The sequence below is a fragment of the Geodermatophilus poikilotrophus genome (assembly GCF_900111455.1).
In the GTDB taxonomy this organism is placed as follows: Bacteria; Actinomycetota; Actinomycetes; order Mycobacteriales; family Geodermatophilaceae; genus Geodermatophilus; species Geodermatophilus poikilotrophus.
Genome location: NZ_FOIE01000010.1, coordinates 105,429 through 126,617 on the forward strand (window position 1 = coordinate 105,429; position 21,189 = coordinate 126,617).

At 74.8% G+C, this 21,189-nt stretch carries 21 protein-coding genes; 16 read left to right on the forward strand and 5 right to left on the reverse strand.

Features of this window, described 5'->3' with window-relative positions; genetic code table 11:
* Nucleotides 1–92: 92 nt before the first annotated feature.
* Both BMW27_RS20785 and BMW27_RS20790 read right to left on the reverse strand, forming a co-directional pair.
* On the reverse strand, nt 93–2,105 hold the full coding sequence (locus tag BMW27_RS20785; RefSeq protein WP_091447917.1) for an acyl-CoA dehydrogenase family protein: 2,013 nt from the start codon (nt 2,103–2,105) through the stop codon (nt 93–95).
* Nucleotides 2,102–2,749, reverse strand: a complete 648-nt coding sequence (locus BMW27_RS20790; RefSeq protein WP_091447919.1) for a TetR family transcriptional regulator — start codon at nt 2,747–2,749, stop codon at nt 2,102–2,104. Before BMW27_RS20790 ends, BMW27_RS20785 begins: the two co-directional genes overlap by 4 nt.
* Before the next feature lie 96 nt (nt 2,750–2,845).
* Between BMW27_RS20790 and BMW27_RS20795 the strand changes: the two genes are divergently transcribed.
* From BMW27_RS20795 to BMW27_RS20870, 16 genes are all read left to right on the forward strand, one after another.
* Nucleotides 2,846–4,132, forward strand: coding sequence for an acetyl-CoA C-acetyltransferase (locus tag BMW27_RS20795; protein WP_091448084.1), 1,287 nt, complete (start codon nt 2,846–2,848; stop codon nt 4,130–4,132).
* A 10-nt stretch (nt 4,133–4,142) separates the two neighbouring features.
* Nucleotides 4,143–5,501, forward strand: coding sequence for a 3-oxoacyl-ACP reductase (locus BMW27_RS20800; RefSeq protein ID WP_091447921.1), 1,359 nt, complete (start codon nt 4,143–4,145; stop codon nt 5,499–5,501).
* The gene (locus tag BMW27_RS20805; protein WP_091448086.1) at nt 5,501–6,358 is read left to right on the forward strand and encodes a MaoC/PaaZ C-terminal domain-containing protein; all 858 of its coding nucleotides are present in this window, start codon (nt 5,501–5,503) and stop codon (nt 6,356–6,358) included. The genes BMW27_RS20800 and BMW27_RS20805 overlap by 1 nt, the downstream gene beginning before the upstream one ends.
* A gap of 240 nt (nt 6,359–6,598) precedes the next feature.
* The gene (locus BMW27_RS20810) at nt 6,599–8,338 is read left to right on the forward strand and encodes a fibronectin type III domain-containing protein (protein WP_091447922.1); all 1,740 of its coding nucleotides are present in this window, start codon (nt 6,599–6,601) and stop codon (nt 8,336–8,338) included.
* Between the two features lie 79 nt (nt 8,339–8,417).
* The gene (locus BMW27_RS20815) at nt 8,418–10,214 is read left to right on the forward strand and encodes a glycoside hydrolase family 2 protein (protein ID WP_091447925.1); all 1,797 of its coding nucleotides are present in this window, start codon (nt 8,418–8,420) and stop codon (nt 10,212–10,214) included.
* A gap of 227 nt (nt 10,215–10,441) precedes the next feature.
* Nucleotides 10,442–11,983, forward strand: coding sequence for an ABC transporter substrate-binding protein (locus tag BMW27_RS20820; RefSeq protein WP_091447927.1), 1,542 nt, complete (start codon nt 10,442–10,444; stop codon nt 11,981–11,983).
* Entirely contained in the window at nt 11,980–12,921 is a 942-nt protein-coding gene (locus BMW27_RS20825) for an ABC transporter permease (RefSeq protein ID WP_091448088.1), read from the forward strand. Before BMW27_RS20820 ends, BMW27_RS20825 begins: the two co-directional genes overlap by 4 nt.
* Before the next feature lie 31 nt (nt 12,922–12,952).
* Nucleotides 12,953–13,894: an ABC transporter permease gene (locus BMW27_RS20830; protein ID WP_091447929.1), complete on the forward strand. Its 942-nt coding sequence runs from the start codon at nt 12,953–12,955 to the stop codon at nt 13,892–13,894.
* Nucleotides 13,891–14,895, forward strand: coding sequence for an ABC transporter ATP-binding protein (locus BMW27_RS20835; RefSeq protein ID WP_091447930.1), 1,005 nt, complete (start codon nt 13,891–13,893; stop codon nt 14,893–14,895). The genes BMW27_RS20830 and BMW27_RS20835 overlap by 4 nt, the downstream gene beginning before the upstream one ends.
* A complete protein-coding gene (locus BMW27_RS20840) occupies nt 14,892–15,998 on the forward strand; it encodes an ABC transporter ATP-binding protein (protein ID WP_091447932.1) in 1,107 nt (368 codons plus the stop codon). Before BMW27_RS20835 ends, BMW27_RS20840 begins: the two co-directional genes overlap by 4 nt.
* Nucleotides 15,999–16,112: 114 nt before the next feature.
* Nucleotides 16,113–16,595, forward strand: coding sequence for a GNAT family N-acetyltransferase (locus tag BMW27_RS20845; RefSeq protein WP_217638231.1), 483 nt, complete (start codon nt 16,113–16,115; stop codon nt 16,593–16,595).
* 91 nt (nt 16,596–16,686) lie between these two features.
* Nucleotides 16,687–17,100, forward strand: a complete 414-nt coding sequence (locus BMW27_RS20850; protein WP_091447934.1) for a TIGR03668 family PPOX class F420-dependent oxidoreductase — start codon at nt 16,687–16,689, stop codon at nt 17,098–17,100.
* A 14-nt stretch (nt 17,101–17,114) separates the two neighbouring features.
* Entirely contained in the window at nt 17,115–17,975 is an 861-nt protein-coding gene (locus BMW27_RS20855) for an LLM class flavin-dependent oxidoreductase (RefSeq protein WP_091447936.1), read from the forward strand.
* 75 nt (nt 17,976–18,050) lie between these two features.
* Nucleotides 18,051–18,758, forward strand: coding sequence for a class I SAM-dependent methyltransferase (locus BMW27_RS20860; RefSeq protein ID WP_175486596.1), 708 nt, complete (start codon nt 18,051–18,053; stop codon nt 18,756–18,758).
* Between the two features lie 294 nt (nt 18,759–19,052).
* Nucleotides 19,053–19,685: a hypothetical protein gene (locus tag BMW27_RS20865; RefSeq protein ID WP_091447942.1), complete on the forward strand. Its 633-nt coding sequence runs from the start codon at nt 19,053–19,055 to the stop codon at nt 19,683–19,685.
* A 221-nt stretch (nt 19,686–19,906) separates the two neighbouring features.
* Complete coding sequence (locus tag BMW27_RS20870) at nt 19,907–20,146, forward strand: hypothetical protein (protein WP_091447945.1); 240 nt, start codon at nt 19,907–19,909, stop codon at nt 20,144–20,146.
* Between the two features lie 66 nt (nt 20,147–20,212).
* Here BMW27_RS20870 and BMW27_RS20875 read toward each other — a convergent pair whose 3' ends face one another.
* From BMW27_RS20875 to BMW27_RS20885, 3 genes are read right to left on the reverse strand one after another with little or no spacing between them, the layout of a single operon-like run.
* Nucleotides 20,213–20,626: an arsenate-mycothiol transferase ArsC gene (locus tag BMW27_RS20875; RefSeq protein ID WP_091447948.1), complete on the reverse strand. Its 414-nt coding sequence runs from the start codon at nt 20,624–20,626 to the stop codon at nt 20,213–20,215.
* Nucleotides 20,623–20,802, reverse strand: a complete 180-nt coding sequence (locus BMW27_RS20880) for a hypothetical protein (protein ID WP_091447950.1) — start codon at nt 20,800–20,802, stop codon at nt 20,623–20,625. Before BMW27_RS20880 ends, BMW27_RS20875 begins: the two co-directional genes overlap by 4 nt.
* Nucleotides 20,799–21,155, reverse strand: a complete 357-nt coding sequence (locus BMW27_RS20885) for an ArsR/SmtB family transcription factor (RefSeq protein WP_091447952.1) — start codon at nt 21,153–21,155, stop codon at nt 20,799–20,801. Before BMW27_RS20885 ends, BMW27_RS20880 begins: the two co-directional genes overlap by 4 nt.
* Nucleotides 21,156–21,189 lie beyond the last annotated feature (34 nt).

The following is a 21,189-nucleotide window of genomic DNA, read 5'->3' on the forward strand; positions in this document are numbered from 1 at the left end:
CGTCAGCCGCCACGGCGTGCCGAGCCGTGTCGGGGGCGACGACCCCGTGATCGACGCCCGGGGGAGAGGGGGAGATCCCGCCCGGCCGGCTCTCACTGGCCGGGCGGGACCTCCAGCGAGGTCGCCGTCCCGCGGCGCAGCCCGGTGTCGTGGGTGGCCATCGCCTCCTGGCGGCCGGGTTCCTCGCGCAGGATGGCCGCGCCCTTCCAGTCCTCCGGGATGGCGAAGGCGTCGACCAGCGTGACCAGGTGCGGTCGCAGGTCCTTGAGCAGCGCGTTCACCGTGGCGGTGAGCGCCTTGGAGCGGCTCGCGGTGAGCCGCCCGTGCTCCAGGAACCAGGCCCGGTCGGCCTCGATGGTGGTGAGCGCGTACAGGTCGCAGACGCGCTCGAGCAGGGCCTTCGCGCCGGAGTCGGTCGTCCGCTCGATGCCGGCGACGAAGGCCTCCAGCACGATCCGGTCGACGTGCGCCTGCGCCGTCCGCAGGACGTGGTCCTGGACGTCGTTGAAGACGTCGAAGGGCTGGACGCCGGGGGTCCCAGCGCCGCGCCGCAGCCGCCGGATCGCACTCTCCAGCAGGTGCTTCTCGCGGTCCTCGAGCACCTTCAGCTGCCAGCCGCGGTCGAGCAGCGGCACCTCGTCCTCCCGGCCGGGGACGGCGTCGACGAGCCGGGCGATCAGGCCGCGGGCCGCCGTCCGCTCGAGCACGGTCTCCCGGACCATGTCGGCGATGAAGCCGACCCTGCCCCAGCCGTCGAGGGAGCCGAAGGCGTCGCGGTAGCCGGTGAGCAGGCCCTTGGCGACCAGCTGCTGCAGGACGGTGTTGTCGCCCTCGAACGTGGTGAAGACGTCGGTGTCGGCCTTGAGGTGCGGCAGCCGGTTCTCCTGGAGGTAGCCGGCGCCGCCGCAGGCCTCGCGGGCCATCTGGATGGTCCGCGTGGCGTGCCAGGTCTGAGCGGCCTTGAGCCCGGCGGCCCGGGACTCCAGCTCCCGCTGCGCGCCCTCGTCGAGGTCCTCCGCGCCCTGGACGTCGTGCATCGTGCCGACCAGCTCCTCCTGCGCGAAGGAGTAGGCGTAGGTGGCGGCCAGGGCCGGCAGCAGCTTGCGCTGGTGCACGAGGTAGTCGTTGAGCAGGACCTCGCGGTCGGCACCGGGTGCGGAGAACTGCCGCCGGGTCTCGCCGTAGCGGACGGCGATGTCGAGCGCGAGCTTGGTCGCCGCCGCCGCCGAGCCGCCGACGCTCACCCGGCCGCGTACCAGCGTGCCGAGCATGGTGAAGAAGCGCCGGGTCTCGTTCTCGATCGAGCTGGTGTAGGTGCCGTCGGGCGCGACCGAGCCGTGGCGGTCGAGCAGCATGTCCCGCGGCACGGTCACGTGGTCGAAGGACAGCCGGCCGTTGTCGACGCCGAGCAGCCCCGCCTTCGGGCCGTCGTCGCCGATGGTGACGCCGGGCATCGGCGCACCCTGGTCGTCGCGGATCGGCACCAGCCAGGCGTGCACGCCGTGCCGCTCGCCCCTCGTCACGAGCTGGGCGAAGACGACCGCCATCCGGCCGTCCTCGGCCGCGTTGCCGATGTAGTCCTTGCGGGCGGCCTCGTGCGGCGTGTGCAGGTCGAAGGTCTGCGTCGCGGAGTCGTAGGTGCACGTCGTCCGCAGCTGCTGGACGTCGGAGCCGTGCCCGGTCTCGGTCATGGCGAAGCAGCCGGGCAGCTCGAAGGACATGATCGCGGGCAGGTACGCCTCGTGGTGCCGCTCGGTGCCCAGGGCCTGCACGGCGCCGCCGAACAGGCCCCACTGGACGCCGGCCTTGACCATCAGCGACAGGTCGGTGAAGGCCAGCATCTCGATCGCGGTGACCGAGCCGCCGGCGTCGCCCTCGCCGCCGTACTCCTTGGGGAACCCGAGGGTGACCCGGCCGGACGCGGCGATCTTCTCCGCCATCCGGGTGACCCGCGCGCGGGCCTCCTGCACGTTCTCGCCGTAGACCGGCAGCAGGTCCGGGTCGTGCAGGTTCTCCCGCGCGTCGCGGCGCACGTGACCCCAGCGGCCGTCGAGCACCTCGGTGAGCGTCCTCGGGTCCACCGCGTGCGGCAGGCTCGTGGTCATGCGTTGTCCTCCTTGCGGGTCACGACGCCGGAGAGGCCGGCCCAGGTGAGATCGGTCAGGTGGGCGGCGAGCTCCACCCGGGGCATCGGACGATCGGCCTGCAGCCACCAGTCGGCAGCCGAGCGGACCAGGCCGACCAGGCCGTGCCCCCAGGGCAGGGCGGCCGCAGGGTCCCGACCGGCCTGCTCGAGGACGACCGCCACCAGCGCCGCGGCCTGGTCTCCGACGAGGTGGGACAGGTTCGCGATCGGGTCGCTGTCGGCCGGGTGGCCGATCGGCGGCCCCTGGACGACGAAGCGGTAGAGCTCGAGGTCGGCCTCGAGGAAGGCCAGGTAGGTCTCCACCGCGGCGGTGAGCATCTGCCGCGGGTCGGTGGTGGTGTCCATCGCCTCGCGCAGCCGGTCGGTGAGGTTGGCCGCCACCCGCGCGCAGACGGCGACGTGCAGTTCGGTGCGGTCGGCGAAGTGCCGGTAGACGACGGCCTTGCTGGTGCCGGCGGCGGTGGCGATCTCCTCCATGCCGACGCCGGCGCCGTGCCGGCCCACCGCGGCGATCGTGGCGTCGACCAGCTGCTCGCGGCGGGCGCGACGGTGCTCGTCCCACCGCGAGTCGCGGCGGTCGCGCCTCGTCGTCCCCGACTTCACGACACTGACAGTACCTGATACCGTGGGTTTCAGGCACCTGGCAGGGCGGTGCTCCGCCGTCCCTGCCCCCATCCAGTGATCCGGGAGGTCACCCCGATGGCTCCGCAGACGCGGAAGGCCGCGATCGTCGGCGGCAACCGCATCCCCTTCGCCCGCTCGAACTCCGCGTACGCGCAGGCGTCCAACCAGGACATGCTCACCGCGACGCTGGACGGGCTGGTCGCCCGCTTCGGGCTGCAGGGCCAGCAGGTCGGCGAGGTCGTCGCCGGCGCCGTCCTCAAGCACGCCCGCGACTTCAACCTGACCCGCGAGGCGGTCCTGGGCTCGCGGCTGTCGGCCGCCACCCCGGCCTACGACGTCCAGCAGGCCTGCGGCACCGGGCTCGAGGCCGCGGTCCTGGTCGCCAACAAGATCGCGCTCGGTCAGATCGAGTCCGGCATCGCCGGCGGCGTCGACACCACCTCCGACGCCCCGCTGGCCATCCACGACGAGATGCGCCGCGTCCTGATCGCGCTCAGCAGCGCCAGGACCCTCCGTCAGCGGCTCGAGGCGCTCGCCGGCGTGCGGCCCGGGATGTTCGTGCCCGAGGCCCCGCGCAACGCCGAGCCGCGCACCGGCCTGGCGATGGGCGACCACCAGGCGATCACCGCCAGGGAGTGGGGGATCAGCCGCGAGGCCCAGGACGAGCTGACCGTCCGCTCGCACCACAACCTCGCCGCCGCCTACGAGCGCGGCTTCTTCGACGACCTGGTCACCCCCTATCTCGGGCTGACCCGCGACGAGAACCTGCGGCCGGACACCTCGGTGGAGAAGCTCGCGAAGCTGGAGCCGGTGTTCGGCACGGGCGACCCCGACGCCACCATGACCGCGGGCAACTCCACGCCGCTGTCCGACGGCGCCTCCGCCGTCCTGCTGGCCTCCGACGCGTGGGCCGCCGAGCGCGGCCTGCCGGTGCTGGCCCACCTCGTCGACGCGCAGACCGCCGCCGTCGACCACGTCCACGGTGGCGAGGGCCTGCTGATGGCCCCGGCGTACGCCGTCCCGGTGCTGCTGGCCCGCAACGGCCTGACGCTGCAGGACTTCGACTTCTACGAGGTCCACGAGGCGTTCGCCTCGACGGTGCTCGCCACGCTGAAGGCCTGGGAGGACCCGGCGTTCTGCAAGGAGCGGCTGGGCCTGGACGCCCCGCTGGGCGCCATCGACCGGTCGCGGCTCAACGTCAACGGCTCGTCGCTGGCGGCCGGCCACCCGTTCGCCGCGACCGGCGGGCGCATCGTCGCCTCGCTGGCCAAGCAGCTGCACGAGGCCGGCCCCGGCAGGCGCGGCCTGATCTCCATCTGCGCAGCCGGCGGCCAGGGCGTCGTCGCGATCCTCGAGTCCTGAAGGAGCACCCGTGGGTGACTGGTACCGCGACCTCGCCAACTCCGGCGTCGGTTCGACCCTGGTCGGGCAGCTCGGCCTGCCCCGACCGGCCGTGCTGCGCCGCTACGAGCCCGGCGCGCCGCTGCTGACCGGCCCCGCCGTGGTCGGCACCGCCGGTGCGGGCCGGCTGCGCGAGACCCTGACCCGCGTGCTCGAGGACGCCGGGGTCACCGTGCTGCCGGGCGTCGACGACGACGGCGGGCGCCTGGCCGCCGTGCTGCTCGACGCCACCGGCGGGACCGGCCCGGCCGACCTGGCCGCGGCGTACGAGTTCCTGGCGCCGGCGGTCAGGCGGCTCGGCCCTTCCGGCCGGGTGCTCGTGCTGGCCGACCCGCCGTCGGACGCGGACTCCCCGGCCCAGGCCGCCGCCCGGCAGGCGCTGGAGGGGCTGGTCCGCTCGGTCGCCAAGGAGCTGCGCAACGGCGGGACGGCGAACCTGTTGGTCGTGCCCGCCGACGCCGGGGCCTCGGTGCCCGGCCCGGTCCGCTTCTTCCTCTCCGGGCGCTCCGCCTACGTCGACGGCCAGGTGGTCCGGCTGACGGCCGCCGACGTCCCGGCGGGCGAGGACGCGGAGCGCCCGCTGGCCGGGAAGGTCGCCGTCGTCACCGGTGCGGCGCGCGGCATCGGCGCCTCGATCGCCCGGGTGGTGGCCCGCGACGGTGCCCACGTGGTGGCCGTCGACGTCCCGGCGGCCGGCGACAAGCTCGCCGAGGTCGCCAACGAGATCGGCGGGACGGCGTTCCAGCTCGACGTGACCGCGCCCGACGCCGCGCAGCGGCTGGTCGCGCACCTGCGGGAGCGGCGACACGCGGGCGTGGGACCTGGAGTGGACGTCGTCGTCCACAACGCCGGTATCACCCGTGACAAGCTGCTGGTGAACATGGACGCCGCCCGCTGGAACTCGGTGATGGCGGTCAACCTGCAGGCCCAGCTCGACCTCACCCAGGCGCTCCTGGACGCCGACGGCGTGCTGCGGCCCGGCGCGCGCGTGGTCTGCGTGAGTTCGCAGTCGGGCATCGCCGGCAACCGCGGGCAGACCAACTACGCGGCGTCCAAGGCCGGCGTCATCGGCATGGTGCGGGCGTGGGCGCCGGCGTTCGCGGAGCGCGGCGCGACGATCAACGCGGTCGCGCCGGGGTTCATCGTCACGGAGATGACGGCGAAGATGCCCTTCGGCACCCGCGAGATCGGGTCCCGGATCAACTCGCTGCAGCAGGGCGGCCTGCCCGTCGACGTTGCCGAGACGATCGCCTGGCTGTCGCGGCCCAGCGCCGCCGGGGTGAACGGCCAGGTCGTGCGGGTGTGCGGCCAGTCGTTCCTGGGGGCGTGATGGCCCGCACCGTGCTGCAGACGGCGCCGTCGATGCCGGCGCTGTTCGCCCGGGCTGCGGTCACCGCGCGCGGTCGCGGCGGCGACCTGCCCGACACCCGACTGGCCCGCACCGGCGTCCGCGTCGAGGCCGCCGCCCTGGCCGCCTATGACCGGGTCTGCGGGTTCTCACTGGCCGATCCGCTGCCACCGACGTACCCGCACGTGCTGGCCTTCCCGCTGCAGCTGGCGCTGATGAGCGACCGGTCGTTCCCGCTCGCGCTGCCGGGCCTGGTGCACGTGCGCAACCGCATCGACCTGCTGCGGCCGGTGCGGGCCGACGAGGCGCTCGACCTGGAGGTCTGGGCCGAGCGGCTCGCCCGGCACCCACGCGGGGCGACGGTCGACCTGTGCGCGTCGGTCTCGGCCGGCGGCGCCGAGGTGTGGCGCTCGCGGTCGACGTACCTGGCCCGCGGCGCGAAGGCCCCCGAGGGCGCGCCGGAGTCCGACCTCTCGCTGCCGGTCGGGGAGCTGCCGCGTCCCGTCGCCACCTGGCGGGTGCCCGACAGCGCCGGACGCCGCTACGCGCGGGTCTCCGGCGACGTGAACCCGATCCACCTCTCCGGGCTGACGGCCAAGGCCTTCGGCTTCAAGCGGGCCATCGCGCACGGCATGTGGGTGGAGGCCCGTGCGCTCGGGGCGCTGACCGGACGGCTGCCCGACGCGATGGCGGTCGACGTGGTGTTCCGCAAGCCGCTGCTGCTGCCCTCGACGGTCACGCTCGCGACCGCCCCGGTCGTCGGCGGCGGCTGGGACCTCGCCGTCCGCAACCTGCAGAGCGGCGCCGAGCACCTGCTGGGGACCGTCCGCCCGCTGTGACGCTCGTCGGTCACGGCGCCGCCCCGCCTCAGCAGGTCTCCACCAACGGGGTGCGCCGCCTCGGTGATCTCTGACGCCGCTTCGAGCAGCGCGGACGCCGGTCCATAACGACTGGGTCACGTACCGTCGCGACACCGTCGGAGGACAGGAGGCCCCACCGGAGCCCTGGTTCCGTGTCCGGCGCATCCGGATGCCCCGGGTGCCGCGCCCGGCGTCCCGGGCCCCGCGCGAGGAGTCCGCGTGCCGGTCCGATCCCTCTCCCGCCGCGTCCTCGGCCTCGGCGCCGTCGGCGTGCTGGCGACGTCCTCGGCGGTGCTGTCCGCAGTCGGGACGGCACACGCCGCACCAGCGTCCTTCGCCGGGACGGTCACCGCCGGGGCGACCCCGGCCGACACCGCCATCACCGTTCCCGACGGCTACTGCGCGCTCCGGTGGGAGCTGGTCGGCGGCCAGGGCGGAGCGGCGGGGGACCACCTGGGTCGCCGCGGCGGCCGCCTCGTGGGCACGACGGCCGTGGCGGCCGGTGACCACTTCCTGCTCCAGCCCGGCCAGGCCGGCGGCGTGGCGGGCAGCGAACCCGTCGGTGGCCACAGCGGCTCCCAGCCCTCCGGTGAGGCCGGGGACGCGACGCAGGGCGGCGGCGGCGGGGCCTCGGTCGTCCGGCGGGGCACCAGCCCGGGTGGCGAGCGCTTCGCCGTCGTCTTCGGTGGCGCCGGTGCCGATGCCACCGGCGCGGATGCGTCCGGAGGCGCGGGAGGGGACGGCAACCTGATCGCCGAGCCCGCCTGGCTCCCCACCCATCCGCACTCGATGGGCGTGGCCGCCACCGAAGGCGACGGCCACATCAGCTACACGGGCGTGGCCTGCACGGCGCCGCAGGCACCGTTCCTCTACGACGTGGTCCCAGGAGACGCGCCGGGGTCCCTGCAGATCACCTTCAACCCGCCGGTCAGCTCGCCGGTCGACGGCCGGGCGGCGATCACCGGCTACGAGGTCAGCCTCGACGGCGGCAGCACCTGGCGCGCGCTGACCCCGTCCAGCATGGGGAGCCCCCACCGGGCCGTGGTGACGGGGCTGGCGCCGGCGGTCTACCGGGTCGCGGTGCGGGCCACCAGCGCAGTCGGCCCGAGCGAACAGAGCAGCTACGTCACCCGGTCGCTCCAGCGCCGGCTCGGCGTCCCGACCGGGATCACGGCCACGGTCGGTGCCACCTCGATGCGGATCGCCTGGCAGGCGCCGACGGACGCCACCGGCATCACCGGCTACCGCGTGCGCGCGTCGGCCGTCGTCGACTGGGACCACCTCGAGCGCCTGCCCGAGGTCGGGATCGTGGACTGCGAGGTCGGTGCCGGCGAGCGCAGCTGCCTGGTGGGCGTCGAGCCCGGCTGGGCCTACGACGTCAGCGTCTACGCGGTCGGTGAGCCCGGGACCTCCGTCGAGACCGGGTCGACCACCGCCCTGACGACCGAGGTCGTGCCCGAGCCGCGGCCGGCCGCGGTCGTCCCCGAGTCCTCGGGTCCGCTGGTCCCGAAGACCCCGCTCGACGACGTGACCGGCGGTGAACGGATCGAGGTCAGCGGCACCGGTTACCTGCCCAACTCCACGGTGGTGCTCATCGTCTACTCGACGCCCCAGGTGCTGGGCACCGTGGTCACCGACGGGACGGGTGCCTTCACTAACACCGTGCTGCTCCCCGCGGGGCTGCCCGCGGGCTCGCACACGCTCGTCGCGTCCGGCGTCGACCCCGACGGGAACCCGCACGACCTGACGTCGCCGGTCACCGTGACGGCCTCCTCCACCGGTGTCACGGGCACGGGAGGCGCCGACGCGGCGGCGACCGGCACCACCCCGGCCACCACGTCGGCGAGCGGCCTCGCCTCCACCGGGGCGGACGTCGCGTTGCCCGTGGTCGTGGCCCTGGTGACGCTCACCGCCGGTGCCGGCCTGGTCGTTGCCGGCCGCCGCTGCACCGCCGAGTAGCCGGGGCAGCGGCGGCCGCCCCTGGGGACGGCGGCCGCTGCGCCGTGCGGGAGTCGCGCTCCTCCGGTGAGGTGGGTTCGTGGAGCACACGGACCCGACCGAGCACCCGCGGCCGCTGCTGCGCCGTCCCTGGACCTCGCTCGACGGCGAGTGGGAGTTCGCCGCCGACCCCGGCCTCGCGGGCACCGTCGACGGCGTCGTGTTCGACCGCACCATCCAGGTGCCCTACGCCCCGGAGACCCCGGCCAGCGGCGTGCACTGGACCGGCCGGCTCGACCGCGCCTGGTACCGCCGCCGGCTGCCCGGCCGCGCCGGCGACCGGCGCACCGTCCTGCACTTCGGCGCCGTCGACCGCAGCTGCGACGTGTGGGTCGGCGGCGCGCACGTCGCCTCCCACGAGGGCGGCTACACGCCGTTCAGCGTCGACGTCACCGACCACCTGGCCGACGACGGCGCCGAGCTGGTGGTCCGCGCCGACGACGACCCGCTGGACCTCGAGGCGCCGCGCGGCAAGCAGGACTGGCGCGACGAGCCGCACGCGATCTGGTACCCGCGCACGACCGGCATCTGGCGCACCGTCTGGGTGGAGCAGGTGGCGCCGCGGCACATCGCCGACGTCCAGTGGCGCACGGACCCGCGCCGCATGCGGGTCGACGTCCGCGTGCAGCTCGGGGTCCCCGTCTCCGGTGCCCGGCTGCACCTGCGGTTGCGCGCCGGCGAGCGGCTGCTGGTCGACGACTCGGTGCGCGTGGACGGCCGGGTCGTCGAGCGCACCGTGCAGGTGGGGGACGGCGGCATCGACGACCGCAGCGGGCTGCTCTGGTGGCCCGGGCCCGACCCGGTGCTGCTGGACGCCGAGCTGGCGCTGGTCGCCGACGACGGCGAGGTGCTCGACGAGGTCGAGAGCTACACCGCGCTGCGCTCGGTCGAGGTCGGCGACGGGCGGCTGCTGGTCAACGGCCGTCCGGCGCCGCTGCGGCTGGTGCTCGACCAGGGCTACTGGCCCGACACCGGCGCGACCCCGCCCGACGTCGCGGCGCTGCGGCGGGACCTGGAGCTCACCCGGGCGCTGGGCTTCACCGGGGCCCGCAAGCACCAGAAGACCGAGGACCCGCGCTACCTCGCCCTCGCCGACCGGATGGGCCTCCTGGTGTGGGCGGAGATGCCCTCGGCGTACCGGCCCGGCCCGACGGCGAGCGCCCGGCTGCTGCGCGAGTGGGCCGACGTGGTGGTCGCCCACCGCGGGTTCCCGAGCGTGGTGGCGTGGGTGCCGCTCAACGAGTCGTGGGGCGTGCAGGAGGCGGAGGCCGACGAGCGGCAGCGCGGGCTGGTCCGCGCCCTGGCGGCGACGGCGGACGCGCTCGACGGCACCCGGCCGGTCTCGGCCAACGACGGCTGGGAGACCCTCGGCGGCGACGTCCTCGGTGTCCACGACTACGAGCAGGACCCCGCGGTGCTCGGCGAGCGCTACGCCACGGCCGCCGACCTCGAGCGGGTGGCCACCGGGCGCCGTCCCGACGGGTACCTGGCCGACCTCGACCGCGCGGGCGTCGCAGGCCGCGCCGTCGTCCTCTCGGAGTTCGGCGGTGTGGCGCTGCGCTCCCCGGAGGACGCGGGCTGGGGCTACGCCGACGCGACCTCGCCGGAGGACCTGCTGGCCCGCTACCGCGCCCAGTGGGCCGCGGTGCACGGCAGCACCGCGCTCGCAGGCGCCTGCTGGACGCAGCTGACCGACACGTACCAGGAGGTCAACGGGCTGCTGGGGATGGACCGGGTACCCAAGGTCGACCTCGACGCGCTGCGCCGGGCCACCCTCGGCGAGCCCGAGGCGGCGCCCGCGCCGACCGCCCCGCCGATCGACCCCCCGCCGAGTTGATCACGGGGTTGTCGCGCGGCGACACGCTGCGGACGGCGTGCCCTCCGGCACCGAACCCATGATCAACAGCGGTGGACGGCGAGTGGGCGGGCCGGGCCGCGTCCAGCGTGCGGTGTCGTTCCGTTCCGGTCACGGGTAGACAACGATCACCGTCCCGACCTGCGAGCCGAGGCGGTCCGGGCCAGGGTCGGGCGCAGACCGAGACAGTCGAGCCGCCGGAGGTCCCCGTGCGCAGCAACCGACTCCTGCCCCTGCTCGCCGCCGGTGCCCTGGTGCTCAGCGCCTGCGGCGGCGGCGGGGAGAGCGTCGACACCGGGACCGGCGGCGGCGGGGGCGGTGGCGGTGGCGGTGGCGGCACGCTCGTCGCGGCGGTGTCCGCCCAGCCCGACCAGTTCGACCCGCACGTGACCACGGCCTACCCGAGCTTCCAGGTCCTGGAGAACGTCTACGACACCCTCGTGGTGCCGAACGCCGAGGACCTCACGATGGAGCCGAGCCTGGCCGAGAGCTGGGAGACCAGCGAGGACCAGCTGACCTGGACGTTCGCGCTGCGGGACGGCGTGACCTTCCACGACGGCAGCACGTTCGACTCCGCCGACGTCGTCTACTCCTACCGGCGGATCATCGACGAGCAGCTGAGCAACTCGTTCCGGTTCCAGAACGTCACCGCGGTCGAGGCGCCCGACCCGCGGACCGTGGTGATCCGGCTCAGCCAGCCGACGCCGAACCTGCTGGAGCGGATCGGCTCCTTCAAGGGGATGGCGATCCTGCCGGAGAACGCCGCGGAGGACCTCGACCTCACCACCGACGCCAACGGCACCGGCCCCTTCCAGCTGGAGAGCTCCGACGCCAGCAGCACCGTGCTGACCGCCTACGCGGACCACTGGGGCGGCGCGCCGACCGTCGACGGGGTCGAGTTCCGCTACATCACCGAGCCGGCGGCGGCGCTGACCGCGCTGCAGAACGGTGAGGTGCAGTGGACCGACAACGTCCCGCCGCAGCAGATCGAGTCGCTGGGCGGCGACGACACCGTCGAGCTGCAGACGACGCCCAGCGTCGACTACTGGTACCTGTCCATGAACTACGCGCGCCCGCCGTTCGACAACCGCGACGTGCGGCGCGCGATCTCCTTCGCCATCGACCGCGAGGCGGTGGCCGAGGCGGCGTGGTTCGGAGCGGCCCAGCCCAACCAGACGGCGATCCCCGAGGACAGCTTCTTCCACACCGACTACGCGCCGTTCCAGCCCGACCCCGACCAGGCCCGCCAGCTGCTCGAGCAGGCCGGCGTCCAGACGCCGCTGACGATGGGCCTGATGGTCACCGACGAGTTCCCGGAGACGGTGACCGCCGCGCAGGTGATCGCCAGCCAGCTCGAGCCGATCGGGATCGACGTGGAGATCGAGACCCTGGACTTCGCCACCTGGCTGGACCGCCAGGGGCAGGGTGACTTCGACGCCTTCTACCTCGGCTGGCTCGGCAACCTCGACCCGGCGGCCTACTACCAGGAGCAGCACCAGACCGACGGGCCGAACAACTACCAGGGCTACAGCAACCCGCAGGTCGACCAGCTGCTGCAGGCCGGGGCGACCGAGACCGACGAGGCCGCCCGCAAGCAGGTCTACGACCAGGCGGCGCAGATCATCGTCGACGACGTCTCCTACCTGTACCTCTACAACCCCGACGTGGTGCAGGCGTGGGCGCCCGGGCTGTCGGGCTACCAGATCCGGGCGGACAAGGCGATCAACTTCGAGACCGTGGAGCTGCCCTGACCGGCTACCTCCTCCGCCGGGTCGGCCAGTCGCTCGTCGTCCTCGCGGGGGTGAGCGTCATCGTGTTCGGCCTGGTCCACCTGGTACCGGGCGACCCGATCCGGCTCGCGCTGGGCACGCGCTTCGACCAGGAGACCTACGACGCCCTGCGGGCGCGGGCCGGTCTGGACCAGCCGCTGGTCGAGCAGTTCTTCGGCTGGGCAGGCCGGGCGCTGCGCGGTGACCTCGGGGTGAGCTTCCGGACGGGGGAGACGGTCACCTCGCTGATCAGCGAGCGGCTGCCCGCGACGCTCACCCTGGCGGTCGCCTCGATCCTGGTGGCGCTGCTCATCGCCGTCCCGCTGGGCACCCTGTCGGCGCTGCGGCCCCGGTCCGTCGTCGACCGGGTCGCCACGGTGCTCAGCCAGATCGGGATCTCCGTGCCGGAGTTCTGGATGGCGATCGTGCTCATCCTGGTCTTCGCCGGGACGCTGGGCTGGCTGCCCTCGGGCGGCTACGTCCCGCTGACCGAGGACCCGGCCGGCTGGGCGCAGCGGCTGCTGATGCCGGCGGTGGTCACCGGGGTGGTGTCCGGCTCGGTGATCACCCGGTTCGTCCGGTCGAGCGTCCTGGAGGCGCTCGGGGCCGACCACGTCCGGACGGCGCAGGCCAAGGGGCTGCCGGCGCGGCAGGTGTTCACCTGGCACGTGCTGCGCAACGCGCTGCTGCCCCTGGTCACCGTCACCGGCGTGCAGCTGGCCTACCTGCTGTCGGGAGTGGTGGTGGTGGAGATCGTCTTCTCCTGGCCGGGGCTCGGCCAGCTGGCCCTGCAGGCGGTCCAGTCCCGGGACTACCCGGTCCTCCAGGGGGCGATCCTGCTGTTCGCCGTGGTGTTCCTGCTGATCAACCTGGTGGTCGACCTGCTCTACACCGCCATCGACCCGCGGATCCGGCGATGACGGGGACGGCACGCAGCCGAGGCCGGCTGCGGTGACCGGCGCGCCGCTGCCCGAGCCGGCAGCCTCACCGACCGCCACCGACGCCGGCGTCCCCTCGACGGCGCGGCCCCCGCGGCCGCGCTGGCGGCAGACGCTGGGCCTGCTCGCCCGCAACCCCACCGCGGCGGTCGCGGCGACGGTGCTGCTGCTCATCGTCCTCATGGCCGTGTTCGACGAGAGCCTGGCGCCCAGCGGCCCCAACGAGATCGCGGTCGAGGACCGGCTGCAGCCGCCGAGCCCGGCGCACCCGTTCGGCACCGACGACCTCGGCCGGGACATCCTCAGCCGGGTGGTCCTGGGGGCGGCCGTCTCGCTGCGGGTGGGGTTCCTCGCGGTCGCCTTCGCGCTGGTCGTCGGGGCCCTCATCGGCCTGCTGGCCGGCTACTACGGCCGCTGGGTGGACGACGTCCTGATGCGGTTCATGGACGTCCTCTTCGCCTTCCCGGCGGTGCTGCTGGCGATCGCGGTGCTCGCCGTCCGTGGCCCCGGGGCCGGCAACACCGCCCTGGCCATCGGGATCGTCTACATCCCCGTCTTCGCCCGGGTCACCCGCGCCAGCGTGCTCGGCGTCCGGGAGGAGGTGTACGTGCGGGCGTCGCGGTCGGTGGGTGCTTCGGACTTCCGGCTGCTCACCCGGCACGTGCTGCCCAACGCGGCGCCGCCGATCATCGTGCAGACCTCGATCAGCCTGGCCTTCGCCGTCCTGGCCGAGGCTGCGCTGTCCTTCCTCGGGCTGGGCACCCAGCCGCCGAACCCGTCGTGGGGGCTCATGCTGGCCGAGGGGCGCGGCTTCATCGACCTGGCCTGGTGGCTGGCCTTCTTCCCGGGGATGGCGATCTTCCTGACCGTGCTGTGCTTCAACCTGCTCGGCGACGGGCTGCGGGACGTTCTCGACCCGCGCCAGCGCACGCTGATGGCTGGGAGCGGCAGATGAGTGAGCTCGCGCCGCTGCTGGAGGTGGCGGACCTGCGGGTGCGGCTGCGCACGCCGCGCGGTCCGGCCGAGGTCGTCAACGGGCTGAGCTACACCGTCGGGCGCGGCGAGACGGTGGCGGTGGTGGGGGAGTCCGGCAGCGGCAAGAGCGTCTCGGTCCTCGCCCTGCTCGGGCTGCTCCCCGCCCGCGTGGCGGCGGTGACCGGCGCCGCGCGGCTGGACGGCGAGGACCTGCTCACCATGCCGCCCGAGCGGCTGCGCGAGGTGCGCGGCCCCGGCGTCGGGATGGTCTTCCAGGACCCGATGACCTCGCTGAACCCGGTCCTGACGATCGGCCGGCAGCTCGTGGAGGGGATCCGCGCGCACGGCGAGGTGTCCAAGGCCGAGGCCCGGGACCGCGCGGCCGGGCTGCTGGCCGAGGTGGGCCTGCCCGACCCGCGGCGCGCGCTGGACCGCTACCCGCACGAGCTCTCCGGCGGGATGCGCCAGCGGGTGGTCATCGCGATCGCGCTCAGCAACAACCCCTCGCTGCTCATCGCCGACGAGGCCACCACGGCCCTCGACGTCACCGTGCAGGCGCAGATCCTCGACCTGGTGGCGGGGTTGCAGAGCGAGCACGGCACCGGGGTCATCTGGATCACCCACGACCTGGGCGTGGTCGCCGGCATCGCCGACCGGGTGCTGGTCATGTACGGCGGCCGCTGCGTGGAGGACGGCTCGGTGGACGACGTCCTGGAGCGTCCGGCGCACCCCTACACGCGCGGCCTGCTCGGCGCGCTGCCGGACCTGGCCTCGTCCGACGACGGCGAGCTCGCCACGGTGCCGGGCACCCCGCCCGCCCCCACCGACCTGCCGGCCGGCTGCGTGTTCTGGCCGCGCTGCCCGGTGCGCTCCGACCCGCGCTGCGAGACCGAGCAGCCGCCGCTGGCGGTGGTCGGCGCGTCGACGGGCGGCCTGCCGCACCGCGCGGCGACCTGGTGCAGCGAGGGGAGCTCACGATGACCGACCTGCCGCAGGGGCCGACCGCCCACGCCCGGGGCGCCCCCGACTCCGGCGTCCCGGCCTCCGGGGTACCCGGCTCCGACGTCCTCGTCTCCGCGCGGGGGCTGGAGGTGCACTTCCCGGTCCGGTCCGGCAGCGCCCTGCGGCGGACGACGGGGCTGCTGCGCGCCGTCGACGGCGTGGACCTCGACATCCACCGCGGGGAGACGCTGGGGCTGGTCGGGGAGTCCGGCTGCGGCAAGTCGACGCTGGGCAACGCGCTGCTGCGGCTGGTGGAGCCCACCGGCGGGACGGTGACCTTCGACGGCACCGACGTGACCGGGCTGGGCCGCCGCGGGCTGCGCGACCTGCGCCGGCGGGCCGGGATGGTCTTCCAGGACCCGTTCGCCTCGCTCGACCCGCGCCGGACGGTGCGGCAGACGGTGTCCGAGCCGCTGGAGGTGCACGGCCTGCGGTCGGGACGGCAGGAGCGCTCAGCGCGGGTCGCCGAGCTGCTGGAGCTGGTCGGCCTGGACCCCGCGGTCGCCGACCGCTACCCGCACGAGTTCTCCGGCGGCCAGCGGCAGCGGGTCGGCATCGCACGCGCGCTGGCCGGCGAGCCGGACTTCCTGGTCTGCGACGAGGCGATCGCGTCGCTGGACGTCAGCGTCCAGGCGCAGGTGCTCAACCTGCTCCGCCGGCTGCAGCGTCAGCTCGGGCTCACGCTGCTGTTCATCTCGCACGACCTCTCCGCCGTCCGGCACGTCTCCGACCGGATCGCGGTCATGTACCTGGGGCGGGTGGTCGAGGTCGGCCCCGCGGCGGCGGTCGGCTCGGAGCCGGAGATGCCCTACACCCAGGCGCTGCTCTCGGCGGTGCCCGTGCCCCACCCGGCCCTCGAGCGGGCGCGGCAGCGGATCGTGCTGGGCGGCGACGTCCCCTCGCCGGCGAACGTCCCCAGCGGCTGCCGCTTCCGCACCCGCTGCCCGTATGTCTTCGAGCCCTGCCCGGACGTCGACCCGGCGCTGCAGCCGGTCGGCGCACCGGGCCAGCTCGCCGCCTGCCACCTGCACGGCGTCGTCGGCCGCCCGGTCCAACGGGAGGACGCCGTCGCCGCGGAGTGAGCGGCCGGCGTCGTCCACCCCCGCCTCCTCCGCGACGGACGGGCGCCGCGAGGCCGACGGGCGGGGACGCCGGCACGGGCACGGGTAGGGCGCCGGTGGTGCCACCATCGCGCGGTGAGCACGGTGACGCTGCGCCCGATGACCGACGCGGAGTTCGCGGGGTTCCGGTCCGCCGCCGCGCGGGCCTTCGCCGACGAGCTGGCGGCGACCGGTGGTTGGTCGCCCGAGGAGGCGCTCGAGCGGGCCCTGCAGGGCAGCGCCGAGCTCCTGCCGCAGGGGCGCGCGACACCCGGGATGCTGCTGCTCACCGCCGTCCTGGACGACGGGACGGCGGTCGGCTGGCTGTGGCTGGGGCTCACCCACCCCCGCGGCACCCCGGACTGCGCGTTCGTCTACGACATCGAGATCGCCGAGGGCCACCGCGGCGCCGGGCTCGGGCGGGCGCTGCTGGCGGCGGGGGAGGACGTCGTCCGGTCGCACGGGGTCGCGGCGGTGGAGCTCAACGTCTTCGGGGACAACGCCCGCGCCATCGGGCTGTACACGTCGGCCGGGTACCGGGTCGTCACCCAGCAGATGCGCAAGGACCTCGGCGCGTAGGGCAGGGCCGTGCGCCGTGTGTCGGGCGGCTCGCCGACCAGCGCGCAGCGGGGGATGGCTGGTGCGGCGCCGTCCCTGGTAGGACAGCCCCGTGCAGACGGCGGAACTGCGCAGGCGCTTCGCCTCCAGCGCGGTGGCCCGCCTGGCGACGGTGCGGCCGGACGGCGCACCGCACCTGGTCCCCCTGGTGTTCGCCCTCGTCGACGGCACGGTCTACTCGGCGGTCGACGCCAAGCCCAAGCGCACGTCCCGCCTGCAGCGACTGGCGAACGTCCGCGTCGAGCCGCGCTGCGCCCTGCTCGTCGACCACTACGAGGACGACTGGTCGCACCTGTGGTGGGTCCGGGCGGACGGCACGGCTGCGGTGGTGGACGACCCGCCGGCCGCGCACCCCGGCCTGGCGGCGCTCGCCGAGCGGCACCCCCAGTACCGCGAGCAGCCTCCCACGGGGCCGCTGCTGGTGGTCACGGTCCAGCAGTGGAGTGGTTGGTCGAGCACGACCTGAGGAGAGGACCCGGCATGGAGATCGGCATCGGCATCCCCAACAGCGTCCGAGGCACCACGGGCGCCCAGTTGCTCGAGTGGGCGACACGGGCGGAGGCGGCCGGCTTCTCCAGCCTGGCCTCGATCGGCGCGGTCTCCTACCCCTCCTACGAGGAGCTCACCGTGTTCGCCGCCGCCGGTGCGGTGACCGAGCGCATCCGGTTCCTGCCGAACGTGCTGATCGCGCCCGCCCGCAGCACCGCCGAGCTGGCCAAGCAGGCCGCCACCGTGCAGGAGCTCACCGGCGGGCGGCTGACGCTGGGCCTCGGGGTCGGGTGGCGGGAGGCGGACTACACGCTGACGGGGCGCGACTTCGCCGGCCGCGGCCGGCTGTTCGACCAGCAGCTGGCCGACCTCCGGCGGGCCTGGGCGGGGGAGCCTCTCGCGGACGGGACCCGCCCGGCGGCACCCGAGACCGGCCACCACGGGGTCCCCGTCCTCGTCGGCGGCAACACCGACGCGGCGATCCGGCGGACGGTGGAGCACGGCATCGGCTGGACGGCGGGTGGCCTCCCGCCTGAGGCGACCGCGCCGTTCGTCGAGCGGGTGCACGCGGCCTGGGCGGAGGCCGGTCGCGAGGGCTCCCCGCGCATCGCCGCGCTGAACTACTTCTCCCTCGGCGACACGGAGGCGCAGTCCCGCGCCTACCTGCTGGACTACTACGAGCCGATGGGCAGGGAGACGGCCGAGTACATCGCCGGGAGCGCGCACCGCTCCCCGCAGGCGATCAAGGAGGTCATCGCGGCCTTCGCCGAGGTCGGGGTGGACGAGCTGATCCTCGATCCCACGGTCTCCGACCCGGCGCAGGTGGAGATGCTCGCCGAGGTCGCGCTCTAGGCCGAGTGGGCCGTCCGGTCGCCCGCCCGCCGACCGGCCCGTTCAGCGGGCGGGCCGGTGTGCCAGGGTGGCCCGATGGCGGGTGTCGGGCAGAAGAGCGGCCGTCGGACGGCGGCTCACGGGTACTACGCGGGCCACAGCGTCCACGCCGCGCCGGGCGTGCACGAGTACGCCGTGGAGCTGGTGCGGGCGGCGCTGCCGCAGGGCGGGCGGGTGCTGGAGGTCGGCGCCGGCTGCGGTGCCCTGGCGCTGCGGCTGCGCGACGCCGGCCTCGACGTCGTCCCCACCGACCTGGACCCGCCGCACGACTGGATCCACCGGCTGGACCTCGACGACCCGCAGTGGACCGACGAGACCCAGGGGCCGTTCGACATGGTCGTCTGCGTCGAGACCCTCGAGCACGTGGAGAACCCGCGGCAGGTGCTGCGCTCGATCCGGTCGCTGCTGCGGCCGGGGGACAAGCTGCTGGTCAGCACGCCGAACGTCACGCACCCGCACTCACGGCTGAAGATGCTGCTGCGCGGCGCGCCGTACATCTTCGGCCCGAAGCACTACCACCAGCCCGGGCACATCACGATCCTCCCGGACTGGATGCTCACCGAGCACGTGCGGCTGGCCGGGTTCGGCTCCATCGAGGTCCGCACCGGCGGCGACACCTTCTACCGCGGCGTCGTGCGGCTGGCGTACCGCGTCGAGATCGCGCTGCTCGCGCTGCTCGGCGTCCGGCAGCGGGCCGACTCCGGGCAGGGCATCTGCACGTTCGTCACCGCCGTCGCGGTCTGACACGCCGGCGCGCGCGTCGTCCTCCCGAGGTGACCGACCCGCCAGGAGGCGCCGTCGAGCTCACCGGGCGGCGGAACGGTCGACATGTGGGTGCGCGCTGCGACGGGTCACCGTGGTCGTTGGGGCGGATGGCAACGATTCGGCGTCGCGGGTCCAGGGGCACGTCGCGCGCGTCCCGGAGAACCGGGCTGCGACACCTATCGTTCTCGCACCGCCGCCGGTTCGCCGACGGCGCACGGGAACCTGTCGCCCTTCCCCGGTGACGGCCCGTTGTCGGGGGAGGTTTGGTCGCCGGTGAGCAGCATCGTGGGCACCCGGTTCAGCGAGGTGGTCCTGGGCGGCGTCGTCCGCCAGGGCTGGTGGCTGGTCGTCGACGAGGAGGACGGCCCCGGGTTCGTCCTGGCCGGTCCCTTCGGCGACCGCGACGAGGCCGTGTGGGCCCTCGACGACCTCGAGGACGCCCCGGCCGGGCTGCACCCCGTGTACGGCGTCCGGCGGGCCGACGGCCTGCTGCGCCGCCGGTCCTCGCCCCAGGACCGCTCGTGGTGGTCCTTCCTCGGCGAGCAGGTGGACCGGCTGCCCGAGGGGTGGGACGCCGACCTGGACGACGAGCACCCGCTGCCCGGCCTGGTCGTCGAGGTGGTCGCGGTGCTGGCCGAGGCGGGGCTGTTCCTCTACGACCCCTCCGGTGCCGACGGCGAGCTGGGCGGGGTGTGCCTGACCCCCGAGGCGGCCCTGGACGGCGTCGTCGTCAGCTGGCGGCAGCACGACCGGATGAGCCGGGACCAGCTGCACGGCGCCGCCGCCGACGCGCTGGTGCAGCAGGTGATGAACCGCGCGCTGGCCGAGGTGCTGACCGCGCGCGGCTTCGCTGTGGAGCCGCTCGGCGGCGCGTGCGTGGTCCGCGAGGGGGAGCTGCCCGAGTAGTCGGCTGCCGGAGCGGGACGTCGATGGCGCGTCGGCCGAGGCCGCCGACCAGGTGCTGCCCGACCACGTCTGACTCCTCCCGCAGTCGACCACGGGCTCGTCGCAGCAGACCCGCCGCGACACGGCGGGCCGTGCGCCAACGACCCCGTGGTCGACACGGCGAGGGCGGCAGGCGGACGGCTCTGCCGGGCGGTCCCCGCGTACCCGGCTAGCGTGGCGCCGTGGCCGCCACCCCGTTCCGCCCGCCCTGGTTCGGCAACCGAGGCGTGCAGGTGCTCGCCGGTGGAGCACTGGCCTACTGCCTCGTGCAGCTGGTGGTGCAGCTCGTCGACGGCCTGTGGGCGCAGGCGTTCCTGGACTTCGCCTGGAGCGTGCTGTTCGGCTACGTGCTCGTCGAGTCGCTGCGCTTCCGCCGCGAGCAGGACGCAGCCGCGGGTGAGCCGGTGGAGCCCGGCGACTGACCGGGCGGGGACGAGCGTCCTCGGACCCCCGTCACGGGGCGTGGCGGGGCCCGGCGCGCCGGTGGGCTAGGACGGCGACGGCACCAGCTCGGCGAGCAGAGCACGGACTCGGGCGTCGAGGTCGTCGACGATGCGCCGGACCGTGTCGAGGTCCTGGCCCTTGGGGTCGTCGACCGGCCAGTCCTCGTACCGCTTGCCGGGCACGTACGGGCAGGTCTCGCCGCAGCTCATGGTGACCACGACGTCGGCGGCCTCGACCAGCTCGTGGCCCAGCTTGGTCGGGGTGTGGTCGGTCACCGGCAGGCCGCGCTCGGCGAGGACCTGCGCGACGACCGGGTTGACCCCGGTGCCGGGCCGGGAGCCGGCGCTGCGGACGTCGACGCGGTCGCCGCCGTGGTGGCGCAGCAGCGCGGCTGCGGCCACCGAGCGGCCGGCGTTGTGCACGCAGCTGAACAGGACGGAGGGGCGCTCGGCGGTCATGGTGTTCCTCCCGCGGAGGGCCCGCGGCGGGTGCCGGGGCCGGTGGCAGCGGATCGGCCGGCGACCTCGGCGGCGGCCGGGTGGAGCAGGCGGACTGCGGCGCTGGCGCCCAGCAGCACGGTGCCGAGCGCCTCGGGCAGCGCCTCGTGCGGCGGCGCCGGCCCCACCGCGGTCATCGGGTCGCCAGGGCGGCGCGCAGCGCCTCCAGGGCGGCCGGGACGACGGCGTACCAGACGTTCCGTCCGCGCTTCTCGCTGGTGGCCAGCCCGCTCTCGACCAGGATCCGCAGGTGGTGGCTGACCGTGCCCTGGGTGCGGCCCACCGGCGCGGTGAGGTCGCACACGCAGATCGCGCCGCCCTCGGCGGTGGCCAGCAGCGACAGCAGTCGTAGGCGTACGGGGTCGCCCAGCGCGGCGAACTGCTTGGCCAGGGTCTTCGCGTCGGGCGCGGAGAGCACCTCGGTGGTCAGCGGCGCGCAGCAGGCGACCACCTCGGGCCGGTCGAGCACCGGCAGCTCGCGCACGGTCATCGGGTTGGTCTCCTCGTCGTCGTTGCTGCCCTGG

What these genes read in the sequence shown, in the direction of transcription:
- BMW27_RS20785 (WP_091447917.1), bottom strand. Translation starts at nt 2,105, where the DNA reads ATGACCACGAGCCTGCCGCACGCGGTGGACCCGAGGACGCTCACCGAG.
- BMW27_RS20795 (WP_091448084.1), top strand. Translation starts at nt 2,846, where the DNA reads ATGGCTCCGCAGACGCGGAAGGCCGCGATCGTCGGCGGCAACCGCATC.
- BMW27_RS20805 (WP_091448086.1), top strand. Translation starts at nt 5,501, where the DNA reads ATGGCCCGCACCGTGCTGCAGACGGCGCCGTCGATGCCGGCGCTGTTC.
- BMW27_RS20835 (WP_091447930.1), top strand. Translation starts at nt 13,891, where the DNA reads ATGAGTGAGCTCGCGCCGCTGCTGGAGGTGGCGGACCTGCGGGTGCGG.
- BMW27_RS20840 (WP_091447932.1), top strand. Translation starts at nt 14,892, where the DNA reads ATGACCGACCTGCCGCAGGGGCCGACCGCCCACGCCCGGGGCGCCCCC.
- BMW27_RS20855 (WP_091447936.1), top strand. Translation starts at nt 17,115, where the DNA reads ATGGAGATCGGCATCGGCATCCCCAACAGCGTCCGAGGCACCACGGGC.
- BMW27_RS20860 (WP_175486596.1), top strand. Translation starts at nt 18,051, where the DNA reads ATGGCGGGTGTCGGGCAGAAGAGCGGCCGTCGGACGGCGGCTCACGGG.
- BMW27_RS20875 (WP_091447948.1), bottom strand. Translation starts at nt 20,626, where the DNA reads ATGACCGCCGAGCGCCCCTCCGTCCTGTTCAGCTGCGTGCACAACGCC.
- BMW27_RS20880 (WP_091447950.1), bottom strand. Translation starts at nt 20,802, where the DNA reads ATGACCGCGGTGGGGCCGGCGCCGCCGCACGAGGCGCTGCCCGAGGCG.
- BMW27_RS20885 (WP_091447952.1), bottom strand. Translation starts at nt 21,155, where the DNA reads ATGACCGTGCGCGAGCTGCCGGTGCTCGACCGGCCCGAGGTGGTCGCC.